The organism is Nonomuraea sp. NEAU-A123 (assembly GCF_018603905.1).
Taxonomy (GTDB): domain Bacteria; phylum Actinomycetota; class Actinomycetes; order Streptosporangiales; family Streptosporangiaceae; genus Nonomuraea.
Map to the genome: position 1 here is coordinate 1 of NZ_JAHFZZ010000037.1, position 26,651 is coordinate 26,651.

The 26,651-nt window shown below is 70.8% G+C and carries 19 protein-coding genes; 8 read left to right on the forward strand and 11 right to left on the reverse strand.

Features of this window, described 5'->3' with window-relative positions:
• Window positions 1-418: 418 nt before the first annotated feature.
• A complete protein-coding gene (locus KLK06_RS55145; protein ID WP_214643907.1) occupies window positions 419-643 on the reverse strand; it encodes a hypothetical protein in 225 nt (74 codons plus the stop codon).
• A gap of 139 nt (window positions 644-782) precedes the next feature.
• The gene (locus KLK06_RS55150) at window positions 783-1,871 is read right to left on the reverse strand and encodes an alpha/beta hydrolase family protein (RefSeq protein ID WP_214643908.1); all 1,089 of its coding nucleotides are present in this window, start codon (window positions 1,869-1,871) and stop codon (window positions 783-785) included.
• A gap of 226 nt (window positions 1,872-2,097) precedes the next feature.
• Between KLK06_RS55150 and KLK06_RS55155 the strand changes: the two genes are divergently transcribed.
• A complete protein-coding gene (locus KLK06_RS55155) occupies window positions 2,098-7,764 on the forward strand; it encodes a type I polyketide synthase (protein ID WP_214643909.1) in 5,667 nt (1,888 codons plus the stop codon).
• Window positions 7,761-9,053: a crotonyl-CoA carboxylase/reductase gene (ccrA, locus tag KLK06_RS55160; RefSeq protein WP_214643910.1), complete on the forward strand. Its 1,293-nt coding sequence runs from the start codon at window positions 7,761-7,763 to the stop codon at window positions 9,051-9,053. The genes KLK06_RS55155 and ccrA overlap by 4 nt, the downstream gene beginning before the upstream one ends.
• Before the next feature lie 7 nt (window positions 9,054-9,060).
• On the opposite strand, the gene KLK06_RS55165 is transcribed toward ccrA, so the two are convergent.
• The 3 genes from KLK06_RS55165 to KLK06_RS55175 are packed head-to-tail and all read right to left on the reverse strand — an operon-like array spanning window position 9,061 to window position 11,419.
• A complete protein-coding gene (locus KLK06_RS55165) occupies window positions 9,061-10,251 on the reverse strand; it encodes a helix-turn-helix domain-containing protein (protein WP_250907540.1) in 1,191 nt (396 codons plus the stop codon).
• A gap of 59 nt (window positions 10,252-10,310) precedes the next feature.
• Window positions 10,311-10,511 (reverse strand): EF-hand domain-containing protein, encoded by a 201-nt coding sequence (locus KLK06_RS55170; protein WP_214643911.1) that lies wholly within the window; start codon window positions 10,509-10,511, stop codon window positions 10,311-10,313.
• A gap of 29 nt (window positions 10,512-10,540) precedes the next feature.
• Window positions 10,541-11,419 carry a LysR family transcriptional regulator gene (locus tag KLK06_RS55175; RefSeq protein ID WP_214643912.1) on the reverse strand — a complete coding sequence of 293 codons (879 nt, stop codon included), beginning with the start codon at window positions 11,417-11,419 and terminating at the stop codon, window positions 10,541-10,543.
• Window positions 11,420-11,481: 62 nt separating this feature from the next.
• On the opposite strand from KLK06_RS55175, the gene KLK06_RS55180 reads away from it, so the two are divergent.
• From KLK06_RS55180 to KLK06_RS55190, 3 genes are read left to right on the forward strand one after another with little or no spacing between them, the layout of a single operon-like run.
• A complete protein-coding gene (locus KLK06_RS55180; protein ID WP_214643913.1) occupies window positions 11,482-12,465 on the forward strand; it encodes an aldo/keto reductase in 984 nt (327 codons plus the stop codon).
• Window positions 12,466-14,160 carry an alpha-amylase family protein gene (locus tag KLK06_RS55185; RefSeq protein ID WP_250907541.1) on the forward strand — a complete coding sequence of 565 codons (1,695 nt, stop codon included), beginning with the start codon at window positions 12,466-12,468 and terminating at the stop codon, window positions 14,158-14,160.
• A gap of 55 nt (window positions 14,161-14,215) precedes the next feature.
• Window positions 14,216-15,958, forward strand: a complete 1,743-nt coding sequence (locus tag KLK06_RS55190) for a bifunctional UDP-sugar hydrolase/5'-nucleotidase (RefSeq protein ID WP_214643914.1) — start codon at window positions 14,216-14,218, stop codon at window positions 15,956-15,958.
• A gap of 82 nt (window positions 15,959-16,040) precedes the next feature.
• Here the strand turns inward: KLK06_RS55190 and KLK06_RS55195 are convergent, their stop codons facing one another.
• From KLK06_RS55195 to KLK06_RS55210, 4 genes are all read right to left on the reverse strand, one after another.
• Entirely contained in the window at window positions 16,041-16,781 is a 741-nt protein-coding gene (locus tag KLK06_RS55195) for a cytochrome d ubiquinol oxidase subunit II (protein ID WP_214643915.1), read from the reverse strand.
• A 9-nt stretch (window positions 16,782-16,790) separates the two neighbouring features.
• Window positions 16,791-18,041, reverse strand: coding sequence for a cytochrome ubiquinol oxidase subunit I (locus KLK06_RS55200; protein ID WP_214643916.1), 1,251 nt, complete (start codon window positions 18,039-18,041; stop codon window positions 16,791-16,793).
• Window positions 18,042-18,137: 96 nt separating this feature from the next.
• A complete protein-coding gene (locus tag KLK06_RS55205; protein ID WP_214643917.1) occupies window positions 18,138-18,806 on the reverse strand; it encodes a response regulator transcription factor in 669 nt (222 codons plus the stop codon).
• On the reverse strand, window positions 18,803-19,927 hold the full coding sequence (locus KLK06_RS55210) for a sensor histidine kinase (protein ID WP_250907542.1): 1,125 nt from the start codon (window positions 19,925-19,927) through the stop codon (window positions 18,803-18,805). Before KLK06_RS55210 ends, KLK06_RS55205 begins: the two co-directional genes overlap by 4 nt.
• Window positions 19,928-19,992: 65 nt before the next feature.
• Here KLK06_RS55210 and KLK06_RS55215 point away from each other — a divergent pair, with 65 nt between their 5' ends.
• Window positions 19,993-20,205 (forward strand): hypothetical protein, encoded by a 213-nt coding sequence (locus KLK06_RS55215; protein WP_214643918.1) that lies wholly within the window; start codon window positions 19,993-19,995, stop codon window positions 20,203-20,205.
• A gap of 13 nt (window positions 20,206-20,218) precedes the next feature.
• On the opposite strand, the gene KLK06_RS55220 is transcribed toward KLK06_RS55215, so the two are convergent.
• Complete coding sequence (locus tag KLK06_RS55220) at window positions 20,219-21,232, reverse strand: acyl-CoA desaturase (protein WP_308168952.1); 1,014 nt, start codon at window positions 21,230-21,232, stop codon at window positions 20,219-20,221.
• A 206-nt stretch (window positions 21,233-21,438) separates the two neighbouring features.
• Here KLK06_RS55220 and KLK06_RS55225 point away from each other — a divergent pair, with 206 nt between their 5' ends.
• Window positions 21,439-22,761: an FAD-dependent monooxygenase gene (locus KLK06_RS55225; RefSeq protein WP_214643919.1), complete on the forward strand. Its 1,323-nt coding sequence runs from the start codon at window positions 21,439-21,441 to the stop codon at window positions 22,759-22,761.
• Here KLK06_RS55225 and KLK06_RS55230 read toward each other — a convergent pair.
• Complete coding sequence (locus KLK06_RS55230; protein ID WP_214643920.1) at window positions 22,683-25,565, reverse strand: BTAD domain-containing putative transcriptional regulator; 2,883 nt, start codon at window positions 25,563-25,565, stop codon at window positions 22,683-22,685. The genes KLK06_RS55225 and KLK06_RS55230 overlap by 79 nt on opposite strands.
• Window positions 25,566-25,651: 86 nt before the next feature.
• On the opposite strand from KLK06_RS55230, the gene KLK06_RS55235 reads away from it, so the two are divergent.
• A complete protein-coding gene (locus tag KLK06_RS55235) occupies window positions 25,652-26,629 on the forward strand; it encodes an NAD-dependent epimerase/dehydratase family protein (protein ID WP_214643984.1) in 978 nt (325 codons plus the stop codon).
• The last annotated feature ends 22 nt before the right edge of the window (window positions 26,630-26,651 follow it).

Genomic DNA, 26,651 nt, shown 5'->3' on the forward strand with positions numbered 1-26,651 from the left:
CTCTGCTCCGCCGGGCCATGACCAACTTCGCTGTCACCGACCTGGCCGGTCTCGTCCGGATCGTCAAACGCAAGCTGAAGAAGATCCAATACCGGCCCCACCTGCTCACCGGCTGCCTGGCCCAGACCGGACTCACCCTCGATACCCCGACAAAGCCATGACCGACTCTACGAATTCAACCTGTGTAGCACGAACTGGCCAGACGGCTTGGGCCCGGGGAGCGCGAGGGGCCAAACGGCCACCTCGCCGGAAGTGTGGGGACTTGTCCCCACTATCACCGCCTGAGCTCCATCGGCGCTGAGCGCCTGAAGGCGATGACCATGCTTTCATGGGCCGGGCCCGTATGACACGCGTCAAGACATGCTGACAGCGCCCTCTGGCGAACGCTGCCTGCGGGTTCCTGTACTGCCAGGCTGTCTTAGAGCTTGATCAGCTTGGCGTACGGGGTCGTGATCCGTTCCTGGCGGGCACCGAAGTCGACAAGCACGGCTTCGTCCTCGACGCCGATGACCCGACCGAGACCGTACCGGTCATGGGACACCTGGTCGTTCAAGGTGAACACCTCGACCGGCGGGGCCGGGGGCGGGGGTTTGAAGGGGCTGGTGGGCAGGTGGCGCCGGGTCGCGGCGCTGGGCGGCTTCATCTACTCCAGTATGCGCCACCCTGAGATCTTAGAACGCCACATTCGCCGCAGTGGTTAGGTTTTCGGGCGTGAAAACCGGGGAAAACCAGCCAAATGTCCGTTTTAAGGGCGTCCGGAAAGCCGTCGCGCCGCGTGCTGTTCAGGGCTGGACGGCGCCTGGCAGGCCCAGTGCGGCCAAGATCATGGGGTAGGAGTTCTTGAACTCCCTGATCCAGTACGGCCAGGTGTGGGTGCCGTTGCCGTACAGGTTCAGGGTGTGCTGGATGCCCAGGCTGTTCAGCCGCTTGCTCAGGGCCTTGGCCGTGTAGGCGGAGATGGGTTCGCCGAGGTGGGCCGGGTGCCAGGGGGAGCCGGGCGGGTCCAGGGGGCCGAGGAAGCTGTTCGTGCCGCTCGAGATGTAGATCGAGACGCCCTTCAGGCCCGGGGCCAGGGCCACGGGGTCGTTGGCCGCCCAGACCCTCCTGTCGCGCAGGGGGTCGCCCCAGAGGGCCTTGGGGTCCTGCTTCTCGCTGGCCTGGGCGTTCATGATGATCTCGGGGATGCCGGGGAGCTGGGTGGCCATGACGCCGCTGTACGCACCGACGAAGCGGAACATCCCCGGATAGCGTGCCGCGTACTTCATCGCCCCGTACGCACCCATCGACAGCCCGGCGACGGCTCGACGGGTGCCCGCGCGGTAGCCGATCTCCAGCAGCCGCCGCACCTCGTACGTGTGGAACGTGGCCCACGCCGGTGGACCGCCCTTGCCGTTGTTGTACCAGTCTGAGTAGTTACCGGCTCGGCCTGCTTCCGGCATGACGACTATGGCGTCCAGGTTCTCGGTGAAGCCGGCTATGTCCGTCATGCGGGTCCAGGACGTGTAGTTGTCGGCGCCGCCGTGCAGGAGGTACAGGACGGGCCAGGTTCGGCTCGCGTTCTTGGACCAGCCCTTGGGGAGCAGCAGGCGGACCGGCGTCAACTGGCCGATCGACGGTGAGGAGATGAGAACGTCGAGCATGCGGGGGCCCAGCCACCGCTCCCGCACGACGCGGGCGTTGCCGGGGAGAGCCTTCTGGCCGGGCAGGTAGTTCGCGGGCCGGGAGTCCGTTGTGGGCCGTACGGCCGGTGGCTGGGTGGTCGTCTGGCCGTCGGGCACGATCGACCAGTCTGGATCGGCGAGCGCGGGAGTGGCGCTCGACCCGATGAGGAGCACCGTCGTCGCCAGTGCCAGCAGGCCGTGGGATCGCATGAGGGCTCCCCTTCGCAAGTGAGACCGTGGCGAGGCTAGGGGCCACGGCACCGCCCCAGCTATGACCCAATGCAACGAAATATCGTCGTTGGTTGCGCTCTGCCGGACAAAACCGGGGTTATCACCGGCGTGACAAATCGCACCCGAGGAATGTTCGGTACGGGGCTGCCCCAGCGCCGGAGGGCGCGGGTATGTTGGCCGACCACCCGGCAGCATGGGAGCCCTCGTGAACGTACTGGGTGAAGCCGGCATCCGCCGCTTCCTCACCGAACGGATCGCCTCACGCGGAATCGAGCGGGTCGATCCGGAACGGCCGCTGGAGGAGTACGGCCTGTCGTCGCGTGACGCGGTGGCGATCGCGGGCGAGCTGGCCGAACTGCTCGGCAGGGAGCTCAGCCCGACCCTCGCCTGGGAACACCCGACGATCAACCGCCTGGCCCGCGCACTCGCCGCGCCGCCGCGGGAACGCGAGCCGGAAACCCCCGGCGTGCTCGGGGAGCCGGTGGCGGTGGTCGGGGTGGGGTGCCGGTTGCCGGGCGCGCACGGCCCGGGGGCGTACTGGGACCTGCTGCTCGAAGGGCGAGACGCGGTCGGCGAGGTGCCCGTGGGCCGGTGGGAGGCGTTCGACGACGGGTCGGCGCGCACGGAGGAGGTGCTGGCCAGGACGACCAGGCAGGGCGGGTTCCTGGAGGACGTGGCGGGGTTCGACGCGGAGTTCTTCGGGATCGCGCCGGGCGAGGCGGCCCTCATGGATCCGCAGCAGCGGCTGCTCCTGGAGACGGCCTGGGAGGCGCTGGAGCACGGCGGCATCGCCCCGAGGTCGCTGGGCGGCAGCCGTACCGGGGCGTTCGTCGGCATCTCCAGCACCGAGTACGCCTACCTGACCAGCACGGACCTGGCCGGCGTCGGCGCGTGGACGGCCACCGGCGCGGCGCTCAGCATCGCCGCGAACCGCCTGTCCTACCTCCTCGACCTGCGCGGCCCCTCGATGGCGGTGGACACGGCCTGCTCGTCCTCGCTCGTCGCCGCCCACCTCGCGGTAGGCGCGCTGAGGTCGGGGGAGTGCGACCTGGCCCTGGCCGCCGGAGTGAACCTGCTGCTGTCTCCCCTGGTCACGGTGGCGTTCGACCAGGGCGGCGGCACGGCGGCGGACGGGCGGTGCAAGGCGTTCGACGCGTCGGCCGACGGCATGGTGCGCGCCGAGGGCTGCGGCGTCGTCGTACTCAAACGCCTGGCGGACGCCGAACGGGACGGCGACCGGGTGCTCGCGGTGATCACGGAGACCGGCGTCAACCAGGACGGCCGCTCGAACGGCCTCGTCGCCCCGAACCCCGAGGCGCAGGAAGCGCTGTTGCGTGAGGTGTACGCGGGGCTGGACCGGGGGCCCGACTACGTGGAGGCGCACGGAACCGGCACGTTCCTCGGCGACCCCATCGAGGCGCGGGCCATCGCCGCGGTGTTCCCCGGACAGGTGCTGCTCGGCTCGGCCAAGACGAACCTCGGCCACCTGGAGGCGGCGGCCGGGATCGCGGGGCTCATCAAGACGGTCCTGGCGCTGTGGCACGGCGTGATCCCGCCCAGCCTGCACTTCCGGCAGCCGAACCCGCACATTCCCTGGGAGACGCTGCGGGTCGTCACCACGCCCACACCTTGGCCGCGACCGGACGCGCGAGCGGGGGTGTCGTCGTTCGGCTTCGGCGGCACCAACGCGCACGTCGCTCTGGCGGCGTACCGGGCGCAGGAGGCCGCGGCGGTCGCCCGAGCCGTCCCCGCCAAGCACATCTTCGTCCTCACCGGCACCACTCCCGATCGCGTCGGGCAGCACGCGGAGACCCTGGCCGCCTGGCAGCCCTCGGCCGACCTCCGCGACGTGGCCCACACCCTCGCCAGGCGAGCCGGTCACGGTCGCAGCGCCACCGCCGTGCTGGCCGCCGACGCGCCCGAGCTGCGCGAACGACTCGCCGCCGTCACCCCTCGCCCCGTCCCCCCGGCTCCGGTCGGGCCGGTGTGGGTCTTCAGCGGGTACGGCTCGCAGTGGCAGGGGATGGGCCACCACCTGTACGAAACGGAACCGCCCTACAGACAGGCGATCGACGAACTCGCCCCCCTCCTCCAGGCCGAAGCCGCCATCGACCTCCACACCCCGGCGGCGGCCCCGGGCGTCGCCACGGTCCAGCCCATGATCTTCGCCGTCCAGATCGCCTTGGCCCGCCTGTGGCAGGCGTACGGCATCGAACCCGCCGCGGTGATCGGCCACTCGATGGGCGAGGCAGCGGCCGCGGTCGTGGCAGGCGGCCTCGACCTGCCCGACGCGGTACGGGTGATCTGCCGCCGCGCCCGCCTCCTCGGCACCGTCGGCAGCGGGACTGGGGCCATGGCCGTGGTCGGGGTGGGTGCCGAGGAGGTGCCCGGTGACCTGTACGTGGCGGTTCATTCCGCGCCGAGCCAGACCGTCGTCACCGGTGCCCCCGAGCGGATCGCCCGGTTCGTGGCGGAGGTCGAGGCCAGCGGTCTGTTCGCCAGAACGCTCACCACCGAAGGCGCCGGCCATTCACCCCAGGTCGCCCCCTTGCTGCCGAAGATCAGGGCCGAGCTCGTCGCCATCACCCCGGCCAAGCCGCGCCTGCCGTACTACTCCACGGTCTTCGACGACCCCCGCGAGACCCCCACGTTCGAGGCCGCGTACTGGGCCGCGGGCGTGCGCCGCCCGGTACGCCTGCTCCAGGCTGTACGGGCCGCCGCGGAGGACGGTTTCACCGTCTTCACCGAGGTGAGCCCGCACCCCTTGCTGAGCCCGGCGCTCCAGGACACGCTCCCGGCCACCACGATGATCACCCACTCCCTCGAACGCCGTCACGACCACGCCTTCCACACCCAGCTCGCCACCGTGGCCACCGCCATCACGCCCAGGACGCGGGGCCAGGTGGTGGACGTACCGGGAGCGCCGTGGCAGCACACGCGCCACTGGGTCACCCCGTACTGCCGCCCACCGGGACACCGCCTGCTCGGCGCGTACGTCGAGTCCCCCGCTGGACACTCGTGGACCACCACGCTCGACGACCTCGCCGACGCGCCCTGGCGGCTGGAGCCGTCCGGCTGGCATCGCCACGGCCACCCCGTGCTCCCGCTCACCGCCGTGGCCCGGCTCGCGCACGCCGCCGCCACGGAGGTGTACGGATCGGCGGAGTTGTACGAGGTAGCCCTGCACGCGTTGCTGCCCCTGCCCGCGCGGGTGACGGTCACGTTGACGGGGACCGGGGTCGAGCTGGCGGCCAAGAACGCCGCAGGCTCCTGGACGGTCTACGGCTCGGCCGGCCTCACGCGGACGGTTCGGCCGGCTGATGCCCTGGAGAGGGTACGGCGGGTGGCGGCGGACGGCACGCTCCACGGGGTCGAGAGCCGGGAGGTCCCGGCGTCCAGCATCCCGGTGCCCCTCGACGACAAGCTCCTCGAACGCGTCTGGGTCCCCGCCCCCTTGCCGGCGGCTCCGGCGGCCGGTGGGTCGGGTGCCATCGTGCGGGTGCCGCGGCTGCTCGATCCTCGGGCGGCTCGACGGCTGATCCTGGATCTGGCCCGCCGCGCCGACCAGGGGACAGAGCTCACGATCGTCACCGAACGCGCTCAGGCCGTACGAGACGGAGAGGCGGCCGATCCCGGTCCCGCCTCGGTGAGCGGGCTGGTCAGGGTGCTGGCGTTCGAGCGCCCCGAAGCGCGCGTCAGGCTGGTGGACGTCGACGACCTCAACGTCCTGGCCCAGGAACTCGCCGCCGACAGCGGGGATGACGAGGTGGCCTGGCGTGACGGCGCGCGCTACGCGGCCCGGCTGCGCCGCGCGACACTCGGCACGGTGTTCCATCCGTCGGTTGTGGGGCCTGGCGGGTATGTGATCACCGGTGGGTACGGCAGGCTCGGGCTGGTCGTCGCGCGCTGGCTGGCCAGTCGTGGTGCCACGCGCATCGTGCTGAACGGCCGCTCCGCCGCTCCCGTGCCGAGTGACCTCGAGGGCGTCGCCGAGGTGGTGGTGGGTGATCTGGCTGCTCACGGTACGGCCGAGCGGCTCGTGGCGGCTGCGACCGACGGAGGGGTACGGCTACGCGGAGTCGTACACGCCGCCGGAGTCCTGGATGACCGGCTGATAGCCGATCTCGACCCGGGCAGCCTCCAACGGGTCTGGGCCGCCAAGGTGGATGGCGCGCTCCACCTTCACCAAGCCACCGAACACCTGGACCTCGACTGGTGGGTGGCCTTCTCCTCGGCCGCCGCGCTGCTCGGCTCCCCTGGCCAGGCCGCTTACGCCACCGCCAACGCCTGGCTGGACGCCCTCTGCCGGTTGCGTCGTGCGCGGGGGCTGCCCGCCGTCGCCATTGGCTGGGGTACGTGGGCCGGGGCGGTCGCGATGCCGGGGATCGAGCCGCTGACCGCTGAGGAGGGTGTCGAGGCGTTGGAGGCGTTGATCCAGCGTGACCGGTGTGCGGGGGTGGTCAGGTTCGCTCCGGCCGCGGCTTTGTCGGTGTTTCCGGGGATCGGTCGCCTTCCGTACTTCTCGGAGGTCGCCGGCCACCTCGCCTCGGAGGGGCCGCGTGATCTCGCCGAGCTGGGGCCCGAGGAGGCGCTGGCCGCCGTCGTGGGGCAGGTCAGGGAGCGGGTCGCGGCCGTGCTCGGGGTGGAGCCGGTGTGGCTGGACGAGGGCGCCGTGCTCACCGGGCGGGGGCTCGACTCGCTGGCCGCCACCCGGTTGCGTGGCACGATCGAGTACGACTTCGGCGTCACGATCCCGACGGCACCGCTGCTCAACGGCGGAACGCTGGGCGACCTGGCACGGACCGTCGCCACCGAACTGGGCCTCACACAGCCCGAACCGGCACGCGCTGTGGTCGGGCCGAGGGACGCGGCGGAGCGGCAGGTGGTCAGGGTGCTGACCGGCCTGCTCGGACGCGTGCCCTCAGTCACCGAGACGATCGCGCCGGACGTGCTGGCGACAACCCTCGACCTCCTCAGCCACGAACTCGGCAGAACGGTCGAGACAGGCGGCGGGGTCCGGGTGGCCGAGGTCGCCGATGCCGTGCGCCAGGGCGAGGTCGCCGAGGCCGGGCTCGCCGTCGTCAGACCCCTCACCGCACGCACCGGCGACCGGCCGCTGTTCCTGGCGCACCCCGCCGGTGGCACCACAGGCGGGTACGCCCTGCTGGCCGCCCGCCTGGACCTCCCGGTCATCGGCCTGGAGCGGCTGGACGGCGCGGGCGAGCTGGGCATCCCCGAGCGGGCCGCCCGCTATGCCGAGGCCGTCAAGCAGACCTGTCCCGGGCCCTACCGGCTGGGCGGCTGGTCGTTCGGAGGGACTCTGGCGTTCGAGATCGCCAGGCGGCTGGACGACGACGTCGAGCTGGTCGCGATGATCGACGCCGGGCTGCCGGCCAGGGTGTCCGAGGAGAGGCGGCGGGAGATCCAGGCCCAGCGGTACGCCGATTTCGCGACATATCTGCATCACACCTACGGCGTCCAGGTCCGCCTCGACCAGCGCGAACTCCGGCTGCTCGACGAGCGCGGACAGCTCGCGCTGGCCGAGGAGCGGATCGCGGAGTCCGGCGTGCCGGCCCTGCTCAGCCCGGCCATCCTGCGCCACCAGATCACCTCGCACGAGGACACCAGGGCCCTCGACCGGTACGAGGCCGGGCCGTACCAGGGCGAAGTGGTCCTCTACCGTTCCACGGAGCCGACCCCCTGGACGGTCGAGGACGTGCGGTACGCGCACGAGGACGATCCGGCGCGCGGCTTCCGCCCTTACAGCCCGCGCCTGGAGATCGTCGAGATTCCCGGCTCGCACCACCTCAACCTGCTCGACCCACCCCACGTCGAAGGCATCGCCGACGACCTGAAGAGGAGGCTCGCATGACGCTGGCAGAGGCCGTGGTGGCGGGCGCGGGGCCCGCGGAGCTGGCGAGCCTGGAGGTGCCGACACGCTACCGGGCTGTACACCTCCGCAAGGACGAGGTCGGCATGTTCGGCGACATGAGCGACAAGGACGTACGGAAGTCCCTGCATGTGGGGGAGGTGCCGATGCCGGAGCTGGCGCCTGATGAGGTTCTTGTCGCGGTCATGGCCAGTGCGATTAATTTCAACACGATCTGGTCGGCCATGTTCGAGCCGATCCCGACGTTCGCGTTCCTGGAACGCTTCGGGCGTACCGACCCGCGGCACGATCTGCCCACCCACGTGCTCGGCTCCGACGCGGCCGGGGTGGTCGTCAGGACGGGGCAGGCGGTACGGCACTGGCGGGCCGGGGACCGGGTGGTCACCAGCCCCGCCTACCTCGACAGTCAGGACCCGATCGTGCAGCACGACGGGATGCTGGCCGCGGACCTGCGCGCGTGGGGGTTCGAGACGAACTTCGGCGGGCTGGCGGAGTTCGCGGTGGTCAAGGCGACGCAGTTGCTGCCCAAGCCGCGGCATCTGAGCTGGGAGGAGGCGGCGTGCAACATGCTGTGCGCGTCGACCGCGTACCGGATGCTGGTCGGCGAGCGCGGCGCCCGGATGAAGCAGGGCGACGTGGTGCTGCTGTGGGGAGCGTCGGGCGGGCTCGGCGCGTACGGCGTGCAGCTCGTCAGGAACGGCGGCGGCATCCCCGTCGGCGTGGTGAGCTCCCCGGAGAAGGCCGCGCTGCTGCGCCGGATGGGCTGCGCGCACGTCGTCGACCGCTCACGCTTCGACGACCTGACCGACGAGAAGGGGTGGCGCGGGCTGGGGGCGGAGATCAGGCGCCAGGTGGGTGAGGACCCGGCCATCGTGTTCGAGCACACCGGAAGGGACACTTTCGGCGCGTCGGTATATGTCGCGAAAAAGGGCGGGAAGGTGGTCACCTGTGGGTCGTCCAGCGGGTACGACCACGCCTACGACAACCGGCACCTGTGGATGCGGCTCAAGCAGATCATCGGCTCCCACGGCGCGAACTACCAGGAATGCCACGAGGTTAACCGCCTCATCTCGCTCGGCATGATCCATCCCACGCTCTCCCGCGCGTACCCGCTGGCCGAGGCGGCGGACGCCGCGCGGGCCGTCCAGCTCAACCAGCACGTGGGGAAGGTCGGCGTGCTGGCCCTGGCCCCCGGCCCGGACCTCGGCATCGAGGACGCCGCCCACCGCGAGCGCATCGGCGAGGACCGTCTCCGGCTGTTCCGTTCCTAGAAAAGACTCACAAAGGGCGTGCGGCCAGGGCGGCCGCCCGGCGGGCACGCAGCACGATCTCCAGCTCGAAGCGGATGTCCGGATCGGCGAGCTGGTCCCCGTAAAGCTCCTCCAACTGCCGCAACCGATACCGAACCGTCTGCGGATGCACATGCAGCCGAGCCGCCACCTCCCCCGCCCCCCGGCCGTGCCGCAGCCAGGCCAGCAGCGTCTCCGCCAGCCGGTCCTGCTGCGTGGGCCGCAGATGGGCCAGCGGCGCCAGCCGTATCTCCGCCAGTGCGTTGACCAGCTCCTCGTCCTTGAACACGACCAGCGTCGCCATATGGTCCGTGCAGCGCAGCAGGCCGCGCGGCAGCACGCCGCGCCCGGACAGCTCCAGTGCCTCGGCCGCCCACCGCAGCGACGACGCGGCGGCGGGCAGGGGCACGGCGGGCCCGATCGCGCCCAGGTAGCCGCGGAGCGCGGTCTCCAGCATCCGGGCCTGGCCGGGGCCGTTCGGGTCGGGTACGAGCAGGCATGGCGTGGTTCGTTCCAGGCCGGTCAGCACGTCGGGCGGCACCGCGGGGGACCGGCAGGTGCCGTGCTGGTCGTCGAGCGCGACGCAGGCCACGGTCTTCGGCAGCCGCCACCCGGCGGCCCTGGCCAGGTCGGAGATGGCCTCCGAACCGGCGGGCGGCCGGCTCAGCAGCAGGTCGAGCAGCCGGTTGCGGCGCCGCTCGATCTCGCCCGCCGCGTGTGCCCGAGCTTCGTCGAAGCCCTCGGCCGCGGCGTCGGCGAGCTGGTCGAGGTAGACGAAGATGGCCTCGCCCAGGTCGTACAGGGACTGCGGGGAGAGTCCGAGCGGGTCGGCGATCTCAGTCAGCCGCCGCCAGCCGACCCGGGCGCCCAGCCGCATCGCGGCCTGCAGCGGCTCCAGATTGCGACCCTCCGCCGCCTCGCCCTTGCCGATCATGCGGAACGGCTCGGGGTCCCAGGGGGCGGCGGGGTCCTGGATGTGGTCGAGGAAGCCGTCGATGGCCTGCTCGACGGTGGTCCTGACGACCTTGATGTAGACCTCGTCGGATGGCCGGGCGTACTCGGGGATGCGGGCCTGGATCTCCCCGATCACCTCGGCGGAGATCCGGCCGATTCCGGCCTTGAGCGTCTTCACGATGTCCGCGGAGATCCGGGTGTCGCTGGTGTCACTCTTGCTGGCCATCGTCCCTCCTGTCGCCATTGTTACCCGCGCGGCAGAGGTTTGTGTAGCAAGTGCTTGTTTTACTTCAGGAAGGCGCCGAACTCTTCCACGTCGATCAAGCCGTCCCCGTCCTTGTCGAGCCGCTGCACTCCGGCCTGCGCCGCCTCCAGCGTGATCGGCTGACCCAGCACCTCCATCAGTCCCACCAGCTCTTCGGCGGAGATCCTGCCGTCCTTGTCAACGTCGATCAGGTCGAAAGTGATCGTGTAATCGGTGCTCATGGGTCGCCCTTTCGCGAGATCCGTGTCGGTCAGACCTTAGTAGCGCTTTCTCGGAGTGCGTCGATGAATGCCCTGACTTCTGGCCTTTTATCGCCGGACCGCCAGGCGATGGCCAGCTCGCCCGGCGGGAGGCCGGTCACCGGGCGATAGACCAGGCCGGGCCGTTTGTAGAGCGCGGCGTTGCCCTCGGCCACCAGGACGACGCCCAAACCGCTGGTCACGGCCTCGAACACCTCTTCAGGCGTGTTGGCCGTGACCCCGATGACCGGCTCGTCGTCCCGGAGGTCGCGGGCGAGCCAGTAGTCGCGCAGCGGCCCCGCCGAGGTGGGCAGCGCGATGAACGGCTCGTCGCGCAGGGCCTCGAACGGGATCTCCGCCAGCTCGGCGAGGGGGTGGTCGTCCGGCATGGCGACGCCTCTGCCCTCAGTGGCGAGAACATGCGTGTTCAGTCCCTCGGGCACGGGCAGCCAGATGAAGGCCACGTCGGAGCCGCCGTCGGCCAGGCCGCCGCTGGGATCGTCCCAGCCGACCAGCCGCAGTGACACCTCCCAGCCGGGCATCGCCTTCCGGAACAGGCGCAGCGCCTCCTGCTGGATCCCTCGCCCGACCGCCGTCTGCATGCCGATGACCAGGGTGCCCGTGGGTGCGGCGGCCCGTGCGGTCTCAAGCCCGGCGTTCCACCGGTCGAGCAGTTCGCGCGCGACCGGCAGCAGCGTCTCGCCCTGCCTGGTCAGGACCATCCCGGAGGGCACGCGCTCGAACAGGCCGAAGCCGAGCTGCCGTTCCAGCGCCCTGAGCTGCTTGGACAGCGCGGGCTGGGAGACGAACAGCCGCTCGGCGGCCCTAGTCACGTTCAGCTCCTCGGCCGTCGCGACGAAATAACGCAGGTCCCGCAGGTGCACGTCCATAACCATCGGTTATAGCAGTAGGTCTTGGACGTGCCGCCCGTACCGCCAGCAGGATGAACCGCATGAAGACACGTGAACTCGGAAACAACCTGCGGGTCCCCGCGATCGGCTTCGGCGCGATGGTGCTGTCGCCCGGCGTGTACGGCGACATCGACGACACCCGCGCCGAGACGGCGCTCAAGGCGGCACTCGACGCCGGAGCGGTCCACGTCGACACCAGCGACGCCTACGGTGCGAACGGCCACAACGAGCGCCTGGTCGGCCGGGCGATCAAGGGCCGGCGCGACGAGGTGGTGGTCGCCACCAAGTTCGGCCTGGCCATCCCGGAGGGGGAGGCGAGCAGATCGCAGCCCGTGGGCTACGCGTTCGGCGAGCTGCGGGTGAACGCCGAGCCGCGGATGGTCCGCCGCTACGCCGAGCGGAGCCTGCGCAACCTGGACACCGACGTGATCGACCTCTACTACTCGCACTACGTGGACCCGGGCGTGCCGATCGAGGAGACGGCCGGGGCGATGGCCGAGCTCGTCGAGGCCGGGCTGGTCAGGCACCTCGGCCTGTCGAACGTGACCGCAGACGAGCTGCGCCGGGCGCATGCCGTGCACCCGGTGGCGGCCGTGCAGAACGAATGGTCGATGTGGCGGCCGGTCGATCCCGACCTCCTCAAGGCGGCCCGCGAGCTGAACGTGGGCATCGTGGCCTGGAGCCCGCTCGGCAACGGCTTCCTCACCGGCACCGTCCAGCAGTTGGGCGAGGGCGACTTCCGGCACAACGCGCCCCGCTTCTCCGCCGGCAACCTGGCGAGCAACAACGATCGTTACGCCCCGATCAGGGACCTGGCCACCCGCCTGGGCATCACCCCCGCCCAACTGGCCCTGGCCTGGCTGCTGCACCAGTACGAGCACGTGGTGGCGATCCCGGGCAGCCGCACCCCCGTGCACATCGAGGAGAACCTGGCCGCCGCCGACCTCGTCCTGCACCGCGACACACTGGCCCAGGTCGACGAGGCGCTCGCCGGATTCGAGGTGACCGGCGGCACCCTGCTCTGAATGGGTGACCCGCTCCTGGGTAGCGGTGGCGGCATGCGACTGACGTACACCTCGGATTTGTGGTGGAAGAACGCCGTTGTCTACTGCCTGGACGTCGAGACGTTCAAGGACGGCAACGACGACGGGATCGGCGACTTCCGCGGGCTCACGCAGCAGATCGACTACCTGGCGGGGATGGGGGTCACCACCCTGTGGCTGATGCCGTTCTTCCCGACCCCCAACCGGGACGACGGCTACGACATCACCGACTTCTACTCCATCGACCCCCGGCTCGGCACGCTGGGCGACTTCGTAGAGTTCATGCGGACCGCCAAGGACCGCGGCCTGCGGGTGATCGCGGACCTGGTCGTGAACCACACCTCCGACCAGCACCCCTGGTTCATCGAATCGCGGTCGAGCAAGAAGTCGCCGCTGCGCGACTGGTACGTCTGGTCGGACAAGCCGGAGCCGGACGATCCCAAGCAGGTGGTCTTCCCCGACGAGGAGGACAGCATCTGGCAGCTCGACACCTCGACCGGCCAGTACTACCTGCACAGCTTCTACCGCCACCAGCCCGACCTGAACGTCAGCAACCCCGAGGTGCGCGACGAGATCGTCCGGATCCTGGGCTTCTGGATGGAGCTGGGGCTGTCGGGGTTCCGGGTGGACGCCGTGCCGTTCCTCATCGAGAACGTCCAGCCCAAGCTGGCCGACCCGCACGAGTTCCTGGCGGACCTGCGGGCCTTCATGACCCGGCGTGAGGGCACCTCGGTGCTGCTCGGCGAGGTCAACCTGCCCTACAAGGACCTGATGAGCTACTTCGGGGAGGGGCTGGGCGACCAGCTCTCCATGTGCTTCGACTTCATCGGCATGCAGCGCGCGTGGCTGGCGCTGGCGCGCGGCGAGGCCGAGCCGCTCGCCGACGCGCTCAAATCCCGGCCCAGGCCGCCCAAGGACTGCCAGTGGGCGATGTTCCTGCGCAACCACGACGAGCTGACGCTGGACAAGCTCACGGACAAGGAACGCCAGGAGGTCTTCCGGGCATTCGGCCCAGACGAGGACATGCAGATCTACGGCCGCGGCCTGCGCCGGCGCTTGCCGACCATGATGGGCGGGGACCCGCGCCGCATCAAGATGGCCTACAGCCTGCTCTTCTCCCTGCCGGGCACGCCCGTCATGTTCTACGGCGAAGAGATCGGCATGGGCGAGAACCTCAAGACGGAGGGCCGCATGGCCGTACGGACGCCGATGCAGTGGTCGGTGGACGGCGGCTTCACCCGGGGCGCCCCCGAACGCGAGATGCCGGACGGCGCCTACTCGCCCGCGCGGATCAACGTGGCCGACCAGAAGCGGGACCGGGATTCGTTGCTGCGCTGGTTCCAGCTGCTCATCGAGCGCTACCGCGAGTGCCCGGAGCTGGCCTGGGGCGACTGCACAGTGCTGGAGGCGGCCGATCCGGCGATCCTGGCGCACCGCTGCGACGCCGACGGCGCCACGGTGGTGGTGATCCACAACCTTGGCGAAACCGCCCAGGACGTGGAGCTGAAACTGGCCGGGCTGGAGTCGCACACGCTCACGGACCTCCTGGTGGACGGGACGGTGGAGGTCTCCGAGCAGGGCGTGGCGCAGCTGACGCTGGAGCCGCACGGCTGCCGCTGGCTACGCGCCTCCCCGAAGGAGATCCCCGCGGAGGACGCCTCGGTCAAGTCCCTCTGACCCGGCCAGGTTTCCCGTAACCCGTGGGTTATTTGCCGGAGTTAGCCTCCTCGCCATGCACATCATCAAGTTTGGGGCCGTCACGCTGACCGCGCTGGCCCTGATCGGCCTGCCCGCGCACGCGACCGGTGGCAAGACCATCACCGTCACCGTGATGGGCACCTCCGACATCCATGGCAACGGCCTCAACTGGGACTACTACAAGGACACGGCCTACGCGGACAGCGCCGGCAACAACGTCGGCCTGGCCAAGGTGTCGACGCTGGTCAACAAGGTGCGGACGGAGCGCGGCGCCGACCGGACGCTGCTGTTCGACTCGGGTGACACCATCCAGGGCACCCCGCTGGCGTACTACTACGCCAAGGTCGAGCCGATCACCAGGAACGGCCCGGTCCACCCGATGGCCAAGGCCATGAACGCCATCGGCTACGACGCCGTCACCCTGGGCAACCACGAGTTCAACTACGGCCTGCCCCTCCTGGCCACCTGGATCCACCAGATGAAGGCCCCGGTACTCGGCGCGAACGCGGTCAGCGCGAAGACCGGCCGGCCCGCCTACCTGCCGTTCGTGATCAAGACCATGAACGTCAAGGGCGACAAGCCGGTCAAGGTGGGCGTGCTCGGCCTGACCAACCCGGGTGTCGCGATCTGGGACAAGGCGAACGTCGAGGGCAAGCTCCGCTTCACCGACCTGGTGGAGTCGGCCAAGAAGTGGGTGCCGATCATCCGCAAGCTGGGCGCGGACGTGGTCGTGGTGACCGCGCACGCGGGCGACAGCGGCATCTCGTCCTACGGCGGTGACCTGCCCGTGGAGAACGCCTCAGCGATGGTCGCCGAGCAGGTGCCGGGCATCGACGCGGTGCTGTTCGGGCACGCGCACAACGACGTGGCCCAGCGATTCGTCACGAACCAGGCCACCGGCAAGCAGGTCCTGCTCACCGAGCCGAGCAAGTGGGGCCAGCGCCTCAGCGTGATCGACTTCCAGCTGGCCAAGCAGGGCGGCAAATGGACCGTCACCGGCAAGTCCTCGACCACGCTCAACACGAACACGGCCGCCGAGGACCCGAAGATCACCGCTCTGCTCAAGCCGCAGCACGACGCCACGGTCGGCTACGTCAACAAGGTCGTGGCCAAGTCGTCGGAGCAGCTCTCGGCCGCCGAGTCCCCGTACAAGGACACGCCGATCCTCGACTACATCCAGCAGGTCCAGGTCGAGACCGTCAAGCAGGCGCTGCCGGACAACCAGCTGCCGATCCTGTCGATCGCCGCGCCGTTCAGCCGGACCGCCGTCTTCCCCGCCGGTGACATCCGGGTCCGCGACGTGGCCGGCTTGTACGTGTACGACAACACGCTGCTGGCCGTGAAGCTGACGGGCGCCCAGATCAAGGACTACCTGGAGTACTCCGCCAAGTACTTCAACCAGCTCGCCTCCGGCGATCCCGTGGACGTCGCCAAGCTGACCAACGCCGGGAACACGCCGGACTACAACTACGACCAGCTGTCGGGCGTCTCGTACGACATCGACATCGCCAAGCCGGTCGGGCAGCGGATCGCGAACCTCACCTACGAGGGAACGCCGGTTCCGGCGGACAAGGAGTTCGTGGTCGCGATCAACAACTACCGCCAGTCGGGTGGCGGCGGGTTCCCGCACGTCGTGGGCGCGCCGGTGCTGTACAACGCCCAGGTGGAGATCCGCCAGGCGCTGATCGACTACGCGACCGCGAAGGGCACGATCAACCCGGCCGACTTCGCCGCCGCCAACTGGCGCCTGACGCGTGACGGCGCGCCGGTCTTCTGACGTACGGCAAGCAGCGGATCCGCAAATGGCCTGGCCGCTCCTTGACAGGCGTGGCGGCGTCATCCCTCCAGATTTCCGCCGCTCAAAGGTAAGACGGCTCGCTCACCCGGTGCCGGAAGGTCCACCAGACCCACGCCTGTGAGGCCACCAGGAACGGGATCATCGTGAGGATGACCGGTACCAGCAGTGCGCCCGAGGTCCCCGGCGCCAGTGGCAGCCGGAAGCCCGCCAGGACCCCGATCGCCACGAGGGCCGTCGCGGTCAGGGCGTAGGTGCGGCCCTCCCCGGCGCCGCCGGACAACACCGCCGCCCGCGCACGCAGCACGCCCCGCAGCCGCAGCGTCGCGAAGGCCAGCCCGTGCGTGGCGAACAACGCGGCCACCAGCAGGGCGGGCAGCACCGCGATGGGCCCGTGGATGCCGAGCAGCACGTCACTGAGCAGCCAACCCCAGCTCAACGCCAGCCCCCAGCTACCAGTGACGACCGCGCCGTCCCAGAACCCCTGCCACCGGACGCCCGGCAGCCGCCCGCGTAACCACAGACCCATGTCCCGCAGGACCCAGGAGAGCACCAGCGCCACGACGAGCGAGTAGTTGCCGCTCAGCAACGAGCCCTCCAAAGCGGGGAAGAGCCCGGCGAGGACCCCCGCGGTGGCCACCAGCCACACCTCGTTGCCGAGGAAGAAGGGCGCGATCGCGGCGATGGCCTCGCGCCGCTCGCCGGCGGTGCGCCCGAGGTACGGCAGCACCATGCCGACGCCGATGTCGGCCCCGGCCAGCACGAGGTAGCCGAGCGCGAAGAAGGCCAGGATCAGGATCTCCATGACGGCTCCTCAGAAGGTCAGGGTGGGGGCGCCGAGCGCAAGTGGCCGGTCGCCCAGCGTGACGGCGTTCGGTCCCTTGCGGGCGGTCCTGGCCAGCAGCCAGTAGTTGACCAGGATGAGCACGGCGAACACGGTGCCGAACGCGGTCAGCGAAAACCTGATCTGGCCGCTGGACACCGGTGACATGGCGTCGGCCGTCTTCAGCAGGCCGTACACGGTCCAGGGCTGGCGGCCCATCTCGCGGAAGATCCACCCGGCGATCATGGTCACGAACGGGACGGGGATCAGCGCGGTCAGCAGCCGGTGCCAGGGCCGGAAGCCCCGTACGACCGGCCGGAACAGCATCAGCAGGAAACTCACCCCGGCGACGAAGAAGAGCACCGCGAAGAGCGTCAGCATGGTGATCCCGCCGGCGTGCACCCAGCCCAGCGGCGGCAGGTAGTCACCCGGGCCGTACTTGGCCGCCATCTCCGCCTGCGCCTCGGCCAGCCGGTTCGCGCTGCCCGACCAGGCGGCCAGCTTGGTGGGCTGCAGCGTCTGGAAGCCGATGCCGCCGAACGTCGCGGTGAACAGCGTCGCGGGCAGCGCCACGCCGATCCCGAGGCGCAGCGACTTGCGGAAGAAGTCCTGCTCGGCGGTGCGCTTGGCCAGGTGGTAGGCGCTCACTCCGGCCATCAGGAAGCCGCCGACGATCAGCGCGCCGCCGCCGACGTGGAAGAAGGCGATCAGCGCCGCCGGGTTGGCCACCAGCGCGCCGAAGTCGGTGAGCCGCAGGACGCCGTCCTTGAGCTGGTAGCCCACCGGGTTCTGCAGGAAGCCGTTGGAGATCAGGATCCAGAACGCCGAGGCGTGGGCCGTCAGCGTGACGACCCAGATCAGCGCCAGGTGCGCCCACCGGTTCAGCTTGTTCCAGCCGAAGATCCACAGGCCCAGGAAGGTGGACTCGATGAAGAACGCCACGATCGTCTCGATCGCCAGCGCCGAGCCGAACACGTTCCCGGCGAACTCGGTGAGCCCGCTCCACGACAGCCCGAGCTGGAACTCCATGACCAGTCCGGTGACGATGCCCATCGCGTAGTTGATGATGTACAGCTGCCCCCAGAACCGGGTCATCCGCAGGTGCACCGGGCTGCGGGTCAAGGTGGCCCGGGTCTGGATGACGGCCACCAGCGTCGCCAGCCCGAGGGTCAGCGCGACGAACAGGAAGTGCGCCCCCGCGGTGAGGGCGAACTGCAGGCGGGCGAGGTCGACGGTCTCCATGGTCAGAGGTTCCCGTCAAGACCACCTCCACCGCGTCATGCCAGGGCATACACCTGCTGTACACCTGTGGTGTCAACGGACCGCCCGGCGTACACCTCAGGGAGTAAGCCAGCCCGGGGTGATCATGCCGGCCTCGTAGGCGAGCACCACGAGCTGCGCCCGGTCGCGCGAGCCGAGCTTGGTCATGATGCGGCTGACGTGCGTCTTGGCCGTGGCCGGGCTGAGCACCAGCCGGGCCGCGATCTCGTCGTTGGACAGCCCGGCCGCGACCAGCGCCATGACCTCCCGCTCGCGCTCGGTGAGCGCGTTGAGCCTGGGACCCGGCTCCGGGCGCTTGACCCGGCCGGCGAACTCGGCGATCAGCCGCCGGGTGACCGAGGGCGCGATCAGCGCGTCCCCCCTGGCCACCACTCTGACCGCGTGGATCAGCTCGGCCGGCTCGGTGTCCTTGACCAGGAACCCGCTCGCGCCCGCCCGCAGCGCGCCGTAGACGTAGTCGTCGAGGTCGAACGTGGTCAGGATGATCACCTTGACGCCGTCGAGCCGCGGGTCGGTGACGATCACGCGGGTCGCCTCCAGGCCGTCCAGCTCGGGCATCCGGATGTCCATCAGCACCACGTCGGGCCGCAACTCGCGGGTCCTGGCCACGGCCTCGGCGCCGTTGGCCGCCTCGCCGACCACCTCGATGCCGTCCTCGTCGCTCAGGATGGACCGGAACCCGGCCCGTACGAGGTTCTGGTCGTCGGCGAGCACTGTGCGGATCATCGCACTCCGTTCAGTGGAAGGTCGGCGACGACCAGGAAGCCGCCGTCAGGGCGGGGACCCGCCTCCAGGGTGCCGCCCAGCGCGCCGGCGCGCTCGCGCATGCCCTGCAGCCCGAACCCGCTCCCGTCGGTGAACGTCGCTCCCGGCCCATCATCCTCCACGCGGATCACGATATGTCCGGACTGGTTGGTGACGCTCAGCCGAGCCTCGGCGGCTCCCGAGTGCCGGGAGACGTTCGTCAGGGCCTCCCTGATGATGCGGGTCGCGGCCAGGTCCACCTCGGTCGGCACTCCGTCCAGCCGCCCGGACAGCTCGGTCCGCACGTCCACCCCCGTGCCCGCGACCAGCGCCTCCATCCGGGCCAGGCTGTCGGCGGGCGCGGTCGGCGCGCCCTCGTCCACCTGCCGCAGCACCCCGAGCGTGGTACGCAGCTCGCGCAGCGTCTCCTTGCTGGTCTCCTTGATCGTCCGCAGCGCGGCCTCCGCGTCCTGCGGCCGCTTCTTCAGCCCGTGCAGCGCCGCCGCGGCCTGCACGTTGATCATCGAGATGTTGTGCCCGAGTACGTCGTGCAGCTCCCTGGCGATGCGCAGCCGTTCCTCGCTCGCCCGCAGCCTGGCCTCCTCCTCCTTGCTGTGCAGGGCGTCGAGCACGCGCCGCTCGGCCTCCCGCAGGTAGGCGCGGCGGTTGCGGGTGACGCCCCCACCGGCGACGGCGGCCACCACCCAACCGGCGATCATCAAGAACACGCTGTCGTCCATGTGCCTGATCCCGCCGGTCTCGCCCAGCCCCATGGCCAGCAGCGCGGCCGCGCCCGCGGCGATGGCGGCAATCAGGTGGCCCAGCTCGGCGGCGGTGTACAGGACCACGAACGCCAGGATGATGACCGGCCCGTCGAGCCGGGCGAAGGGGTAGTAGAGCGCGACGGCCACCAGCACGACGATCAGTGCCGCGACCGGGTAGCGCTGCCGCGCCAGCACCCCGGCACCGGCCGCGAGCGGCAGCAGCACGTCCAGCGCGTTCGGTACGTGACCCGGCTGGAGGAAGGACGTGACGACCGTGCCCGCCAGCACGGCGACGACCACCGCGAGCGACACGATGGTGCCGGCCGACAACGTGCGCATGCCGCCCATTCTGTACGGCCCGCCGTCCGGGTGGCCAACCGCCCCGCAATGGGTAGAGCCGGAGCATGAGCGTAGAAGACGAGTTGCGTCAGGTCGAAGAGGATCTGACCAGGTTGCGAGCCCAGACCAAGGATCTGCGCGACCAGATCGGTGACATGGGCGCCACCGACCAGGTGGAGGTAGGCGCGATGATCAGCATGGCCGACGAGCAGGAAGAGCTGATCGCGGACCTGGAACGTCGCCGCGACGACCTCCTCCGGCGTCGCGACGGCGGCTGATCCGCGGGGCTGCTCAGCGCAGGGGCGCGCCTACCTCGTGCAGGTGCCGCAGCGCCTGGCCGTAGGAGGCGATCAGCCCGGTCTCCAGGTAGCTGACACCCAGATCGGCGCAGTACTGACGGACGATCGGCTGGGCCTTGCGCAGGTTCGGGGACGGCATGTTGGGGAACAGGTGGTGCTCGATCTGGTAGTTGAGCTGGCCGAGCGCCACGTCCACGAACACGCCGCCCTTGACGTTGCGCGAGGTCAGCACCTGCTTGCGGAGGTAGTCGAGCTTGTCGTCCTTGGTGAGGATCGGCATGCCCTTGTGGTTCGGCGCGAACGTGCTGCCCAGATAGACGCCGAACAGCCCCTGGTGCACCACCAGGAAGACCAGGGCCATGCCGATCGGCAGCACGGTGAAGATCACGCCGAAGTAGCAGACGAAGTGCGCCAGCAGCAGCGCCCCCTCCCACTTCCGGTGCTTCGTCGTCGGCTGGAACACCGCCTTGACACTGGCGATGTGCAGGTGCCACGCCTCCAGCGTGAGCAGGGGGAAGAACCAGAACGCCTGCCACTTGGCGATGAACCTCGGCAGGCCCCGGCTCCGGCGCACCTGATCGGTCGACCAGACGATCACGGCGGGCGAGACGTCCGGGTCCTCGTCCTCGTGGTTGGGGTTGGCGTGGTGGCGGTTGTGCTTGGTGTTCCACCAGCCCCAGCCCAGCCCGATGCCGAAGTCGCCGATGAGCAGCCCGAGGATGTCACTTGCCCGCCGGGTCCTGAAGACCTGCCGGTGCCCCAGGTCGTGGGCGACGAATCCGATCTGCGCGGAGGCCACGCCGAGCGCGACGGCCACCAGCAGTTGCCACCATGAGTCGCCGACCCACCAGAACAGCGCCCATAGACCGACATAAGCGGCCAACACCAGGGTCAGCCGCACGGCGTAGTAGATCGGACGCCGGTCGAGCAGGCCGGCGTCCTGGATTTGTCGGGCTAGCTTCGCGAAGTCACTACCTCGGGTTTCGAGCGTGCCTGTATCGGCCACAGGTCTCCTCACTTAGAGGTGGAAGTTGCCCCCACCCTGCGCATTCTCCGTGATGACGGGAGATCACGGCTAGTCTCCGCCGCCGCGCCTGCTCTTAGGCTGCCCAGTATCGTCTATGTCAAGACATGCTGCGGCCCCATGGCCTCTTTGACCTGGTGGCAGCGGCTGACAGAGATCTGGCAGCGGCCGCGCGCATCGTGGTCGGCATGACACACGTACTCATCGTCGGCTCCGGGCCGACAGGACTGACCCTGGCCATCGAGCTCGCCCGCCGCGGCGTGGACCGGCGCATCGTCGAGAGGTCGGCCGAGCCCCCCACGGGAGTGCGCGGCAAAGGGCTGCAGCCCCGCACGCTGGAGGTCTTCGACGACCTCGGCGTCATCGACGAGATCCTCGCCACCGGGAGCGGCTACCCGGGCATCAGGAGCTACAAGGGCGACCAGATCGTCTGGGAAGGCCGGATGGACGAGCCCAAGGAGCCGTCGCCGGGCATCCCGTACCCGAACCTGATCATGCAGCCGCAGTGGCGCACCGAGCGGATCCTGCGCGACCGGCTCGCGGAGCTGGGCCATCGGGTCGAGTTCGGCAGCGAGGTGACCGGCTTCGAGCAGGACGAGCAAGGCGTGACCGCCACGCTCAGTGGCGGCGAGACCGTCCGCTGCGCTTACCTCGTCGGCGCCGACGGTGGCCGCAGCACCATTCGCAAGCAGCTTGGCGTCGGCTTCGCGGGGGAGACGTACGAGAGTGAGCGCATGCTGCTGGCCGACGTCAAGACCGGCGACCTGGACCGCGACTTCTGGCACATCTGGGGCTCCATGGAGGAGCAGGTCATGTACTTCGGCCTCTGCCCGCTGCCGCACACCGACGTCTTCCAGCTCGTCGCGCCGTACACGGGCGAGGACGACCTGCGCGCGCTCGTCGCCAGGCACGCCCCGCACGTCCACCTCGACGAGATCCTGTGGCGCTCGGACTACCGGGCCAACGTCCGGATGGCCGAGCGGTTCCGCGTGGGCCGGGTGTTCCTGGCCGGGGACGCCGCGCACGTGCACTCGCCCGCCGGTGGCCAGGGGCTCAACACCGGGGTCCAGGACGCCTACAACCTGGGCTGGAAGCTCGCCATCGGCTCGGCGGCGCTGATCGACACCTACGAGGACGAGCGGATGGCGGTGGCCGCGCACGTGCTGGGTCTCAGCACCCGGCTGCACCGGGAGCGCGACATCGAGCGCGGCGACAACACCAACCAGCTCGACCTGGCCTACCTCGGCAGCGCCCTCTCCATGGGCGAGCGGGGCGGCGAGCGTCTGGGGACGCTCTTCGCCGAGCAGCGCGGCACGCACTTCCTGCTGCTCGGCGCCACGGGCCGGGAGTACGGCGACGCGATCAGGGTCCTGCCGCCGCTGGACGGGCAGGAAGGCGTCATCCTGGTCCGCCCCGACGGCTACATCGGCTATCACGGGGACGAGAGCGGGCTCAGCGCGTACCTCTCCGGGTTCGGCATCGACGCGCCCCTGACCAGGGCCTCCTCATAGCGCTCCTCGCCCAGTGCCGCCCGGCACCGCCCGGCCAGCGCGACCACGAACGGATCGGCCGACTCGGTGATCCCGCGGAGCAGCCTGGCCGCCCCCAGCAGCTCGGCGGCCGTCAGAGGCTCGCGGTGCTCGGCCACGCCTTCGAGCACGGTCGCGCGGGCGGTCCTGTCCTCGCAGGTGACCATGAGCTCCAACGCCCTGCGCAACGGCTCGGCCGGCTCGGCCACGCGGGCCAGCTCGACGTTCATGAACGCCCTGAACTGGGGAGGAGCGTCGATGTTCATCGCCAGGGCGCTGCGCAGCAGCCGGGCCGCCTCGCCCCGATCGCCGGAGCGCCTGGCCAGCTCGGCTCTGGCGTGCGTCACCCGGGCGATGGTCAGCGGGTCTTCGGAGCGCAACGCCGCCTGCCAGGCCCGCTCCAGGGCGGTGGCGGCGCCGGCGTGGTCGCCCGAGCGCATCATGAGCTGGCCGAGCCGCAGCAGGAACATCATCGGCCCGAGCGGCGCCCCCAGCGCGGCGAGCTCCGCCGCGATCGGCTCCGGCTCCTTGGCCAGGACCAGCGCGCGGGCGAAGTCACCGCGGTTCTCGGCGGCCAGCGACAGCCAGAAGTAGGCGGTCCACTGTCCCCAGCGGTCGCCGGTCCGGCGCAGGCCGTCGAGCGCCGGCTCCAGCAGGGACTCGGCGCCCGCGACCGCCCCGTACTCGAACCGCACGATGCCCGCCACCAGCAGCGCCGTCGACCTGGTCCAGGTGTCGGGATGATCGCGCAGCCGCGCGGCGCCCGCCTCCGTGATGGCCACCACGTCGCGGGGCGGGCCCAGCGCGACGACCATCGCCCACGAGTGCAGCGCCGCCGGATGGTCCGACTCCAGGACCGCCCGGGTCGGCTCGGCACCCATGGCGGCCATCATGCAGAGCCCGTGGGCCAGCTCCCGCCCCTCGGGCGCCACGTCACCGACCCGGCGCAGCACGGCGGTCGCGTGCGCGGCGATCTCGTGCCGTCGCCCGCGCATCATCCACGGCCACAGCCTGGGCAGGATGACCCGGAGCGGGTCGTCGGAGTGCCGGAGCGCCGCGTCCAGATTGCCCTGCTCGGCGTCGAGCACCGCCAGCCACTTGACCTGCTCGCCCGTCCGCAGGTGCGGCTCGGCGGCCTCGGCCAGTTCGGCGTAGTAGCGGGCGTGGGCCTGCCTGACCTCCGGGAAGTCGCCCGTGACGTACTGCCTGATCGTCTCCAGCATCGTGTAGCGGTCGCCGGAGACCGCGATCAGCGACTTGTCGACCAGCGAGGAGAGCAGCTCCAGGTCACCGCCGCAGATCCGGGCGATCGCCTCGGCCGTCGCGCCGCCGGAGAACACCGACAGCCCGCGCAGCAGCTCCCGCTCCTCCTCCGACAGCAGGTTCCAGCTCCAGTCGATGACCGCGCGGAGCGTGCGGTGCCTGGGCTCGGAGGTACGGCTGCCGCGGAAGGCCAGCCGATCGCCGAGCTGCTCGACCAGCATGGACACCGACATCGTGCGCAGCCGCGCGGCGGCCAGCTCGATGGCCAGCGGGATGCCGTCGAGCTCGCGGCAGATCCGCGCCGCCTCGGCCGGCGCCAGCACCAGGTCGGGGCGGGCCGCGGCGGCCCGGTCGCGGAGCAGCTCCACGGCGGGCTCCTCCGGTAACGGGAGCACGGGGTGCAGGGACTCGCCGGGGATGTTCAGCGGCTCCCTGCTGGTGGCGATGATCCGCAGCCCGGCCACCTCGCCCAGCAGCCACTGCGCCACCCGCGCGGCCTCGTCGATCAGGTGCTCGCAGTTGTCCAGCACGATCACGGGTGACGTGCCGCGCAGCGCTTTGACCAGATCGGACGTCTTGAGCACGGCTTCCAGCGCGGCCCGCACCCCGGCGGCCGGGGCCAGCTCGACCAGCCACACCCCGTCGGGCACGCGCAGCGTCGCGGCGGCCTCGACGGCCAGCCGGGTCTTCCCCGCCCCGCCGGGCCCCACGAGGGTGATCAGCCGGGCGCCCGTCAGCGTCCGGATGCGGGAGACGTCGTCGTTCCGCCCGACGAAGCTGGTCAGCCGGGCGGGCAGATTGGTCCGCGGCGCCGGCTCCTCGTCACGCAGCGCCGCGAGGTGCGCCTCGCGCAGCTCGGCTCCCGGATCGACGCCCAGCTCGTCCGCCAGCTCCGCCCTGATCCGCTCGAAGACCTCCAGCGCCTCTCCCCGCCGCCCGTTCGCCACCATGGCCCGCATCAGCAGCGCGTGGAACGGCTCGCGCAGCCGGTGCTCGGCGACCAGCTCCTCCAACTCGGCCACAACGTCGCCGCCCACGACCTCGCCGCCTGCGATTCCGCCCCCGATGACGTTGCCGCCCGCGGCGAGGTCCGCCGCGATCCTGGTCGCCAGCGCCGCCAGCCGCAGCTCCTCCAGCCGCGCGGCCGGGGCCTCGGCGAAGGGCAGATCGACGCCGGCCAGCGCCGGGCCGCGCCAGAGCGCCAGCGCCGCGTGCGCGTCGCCCGCGCGGGCCAGCCGCTCGAAAGCCCACGCGTCCACCTCATCGGCCGGGACGTCGAGCAGGTAGCCGTTCGGATGGGAGGAGATCAGGCCAGGGGCCTCCCGGCGCGCCCTGGACACCAGCGACTGCAACGCGGCCATCGGATGCTCGGGCGGCTCGCCCGGCCACAGGTCGTCGATCAACCGGTCGGTCGTCACCACCCGCCCGGGATCGAGCGCCAGCCGTACCAGCAGCCCCCGCACCCGCGCACCGCCGACCGCGGCCCCCGCAACCTGGAGCGGCCCCAGGATCCCGATCCGCATCCACCCTCCAAGCCTCGCCCCCTACGGTACGGCGCTGTTCCTGCTCCGTAAGATCCGCAGGAGGAATCCGGGTGTTGGATCGCCTCATGCGCGTGCTGCTCACCGGCTCGGCCGGGTTCATCGGGAGTCACATCGCCGAGGCGGTCGACCGCCTCGGCCACGAGGTCGTCCCCGCCGACGTGCGCACCGGCGTGGACGTCCGCGACGAGGTCGCGCTCAACCGGCTGCTGCCCGGCACCGACGCCGTCGTCCACCAGGCCGCCAAGGTCGGGCTCGGCGTGAACGTGGCCGACCTGCCCGGCTACGCCTCCGTCAACGTGTACGGCACCGCGGTGCTCCTGGCGGCGATGGCCCGGCACGGCGTCGGCCGGCTGGTGCTGGCCTCGTCGATGGTCGTGTACGGCGAGGGCGCCTACGACTGCCTGGCCCACGGCCGGGTACGCCCCGGCCCCCGGCGCTCATCGGACCTGGCGGGCGGCCTGTTCGACCCCCGCTGCCCCACGTGCGACGCCGTACTGGCCCCCGCGGTCATCGCCGAGGACGCCCCGCTCGACCCGCGCAACGCCTACGCCACGACCAAGCTGGCCCAGGAACACCTGTCGGCCAACTGGGCCCGCGAGACCGGCGGCACCGCCGTCGCGCTCCGTTACCACAACGTCTACGGCCCCCGGATGCCCAGGGACACGCCCTACGCGGGGGTCGCCTCGATCTTCCTGTCGGCCCTGGTGGCCGGCCGGGCGCCGCGGGTCTTCGAGGACGGAGGGCAGCGGCGGGACTTCGTACACGTCCGCGACGTGGCCCGGGCCAACGTCCTCGCCCTGGACGCGGGCACCGCCGGGGCGCTCACGCCGTACAACATCGCCAGCGGCATCCCCCGCACGGTCGGCGACCTGGCCACGGCGCTGGCCGAACAGACCGGCGGTCCGGAGCCGGTCACCACCGGCGAGTACCGGCTGGGCGACGTCCGCCACATCGTCGCCTCTCCCGCGAGGGCGGCGGCGGAGCTGGGGTTCGCGGCGGAGATCGGGTTCGGCGACGGCATCAAGGAGTTCGCGACTCTGTAAGCACCCCGTGAACAGACCGAAG

What these genes read in the sequence shown, in the direction of transcription:
- KLK06_RS55145 (WP_214643907.1), bottom strand. Translation starts at nt 643, where the DNA reads ATGAAGCCGCCCAGCGCCGCGACCCGGCGCCACCTGCCCACCAGCCCC.
- KLK06_RS55150 (WP_214643908.1), bottom strand. Translation starts at nt 1,871, where the DNA reads ATGCGATCCCACGGCCTGCTGGCACTGGCGACGACGGTGCTCCTCATC.
- ccrA (WP_214643910.1), top strand. Translation starts at nt 7,761, where the DNA reads ATGACGCTGGCAGAGGCCGTGGTGGCGGGCGCGGGGCCCGCGGAGCTG.
- KLK06_RS55165 (WP_250907540.1), bottom strand. Translation starts at nt 10,251, where the DNA reads ATGGCCAGCAAGAGTGACACCAGCGACACCCGGATCTCCGCGGACATC.
- KLK06_RS55170 (WP_214643911.1), bottom strand. Translation starts at nt 10,511, where the DNA reads ATGAGCACCGATTACACGATCACTTTCGACCTGATCGACGTTGACAAG.
- KLK06_RS55175 (WP_214643912.1), bottom strand. Translation starts at nt 11,419, where the DNA reads ATGGACGTGCACCTGCGGGACCTGCGTTATTTCGTCGCGACGGCCGAG.
- KLK06_RS55180 (WP_214643913.1), top strand. Translation starts at nt 11,482, where the DNA reads ATGAAGACACGTGAACTCGGAAACAACCTGCGGGTCCCCGCGATCGGC.
- KLK06_RS55185 (WP_250907541.1), top strand. Translation starts at nt 12,466, where the DNA reads ATGGGTGACCCGCTCCTGGGTAGCGGTGGCGGCATGCGACTGACGTAC.
- KLK06_RS55190 (WP_214643914.1), top strand. Translation starts at nt 14,216, where the DNA reads ATGCACATCATCAAGTTTGGGGCCGTCACGCTGACCGCGCTGGCCCTG.
- KLK06_RS55195 (WP_214643915.1), bottom strand. Translation starts at nt 16,781, where the DNA reads ATGGAGATCCTGATCCTGGCCTTCTTCGCGCTCGGCTACCTCGTGCTG.
- KLK06_RS55200 (WP_214643916.1), bottom strand. Translation starts at nt 18,041, where the DNA reads ATGGAGACCGTCGACCTCGCCCGCCTGCAGTTCGCCCTCACCGCGGGG.
- KLK06_RS55205 (WP_214643917.1), bottom strand. Translation starts at nt 18,806, where the DNA reads ATGATCCGCACAGTGCTCGCCGACGACCAGAACCTCGTACGGGCCGGG.
- KLK06_RS55210 (WP_250907542.1), bottom strand. Translation starts at nt 19,927, where the DNA reads ATGCGCACGTTGTCGGCCGGCACCATCGTGTCGCTCGCGGTGGTCGTC.
- KLK06_RS55215 (WP_214643918.1), top strand. Translation starts at nt 19,993, where the DNA reads ATGAGCGTAGAAGACGAGTTGCGTCAGGTCGAAGAGGATCTGACCAGG.
- KLK06_RS55225 (WP_214643919.1), top strand. Translation starts at nt 21,439, where the DNA reads ATGACACACGTACTCATCGTCGGCTCCGGGCCGACAGGACTGACCCTG.
- KLK06_RS55230 (WP_214643920.1), bottom strand. Translation starts at nt 25,565, where the DNA reads ATGCGGATCGGGATCCTGGGGCCGCTCCAGGTTGCGGGGGCCGCGGTC.
- KLK06_RS55235 (WP_214643984.1), top strand. Translation starts at nt 25,652, where the DNA reads ATGCGCGTGCTGCTCACCGGCTCGGCCGGGTTCATCGGGAGTCACATC.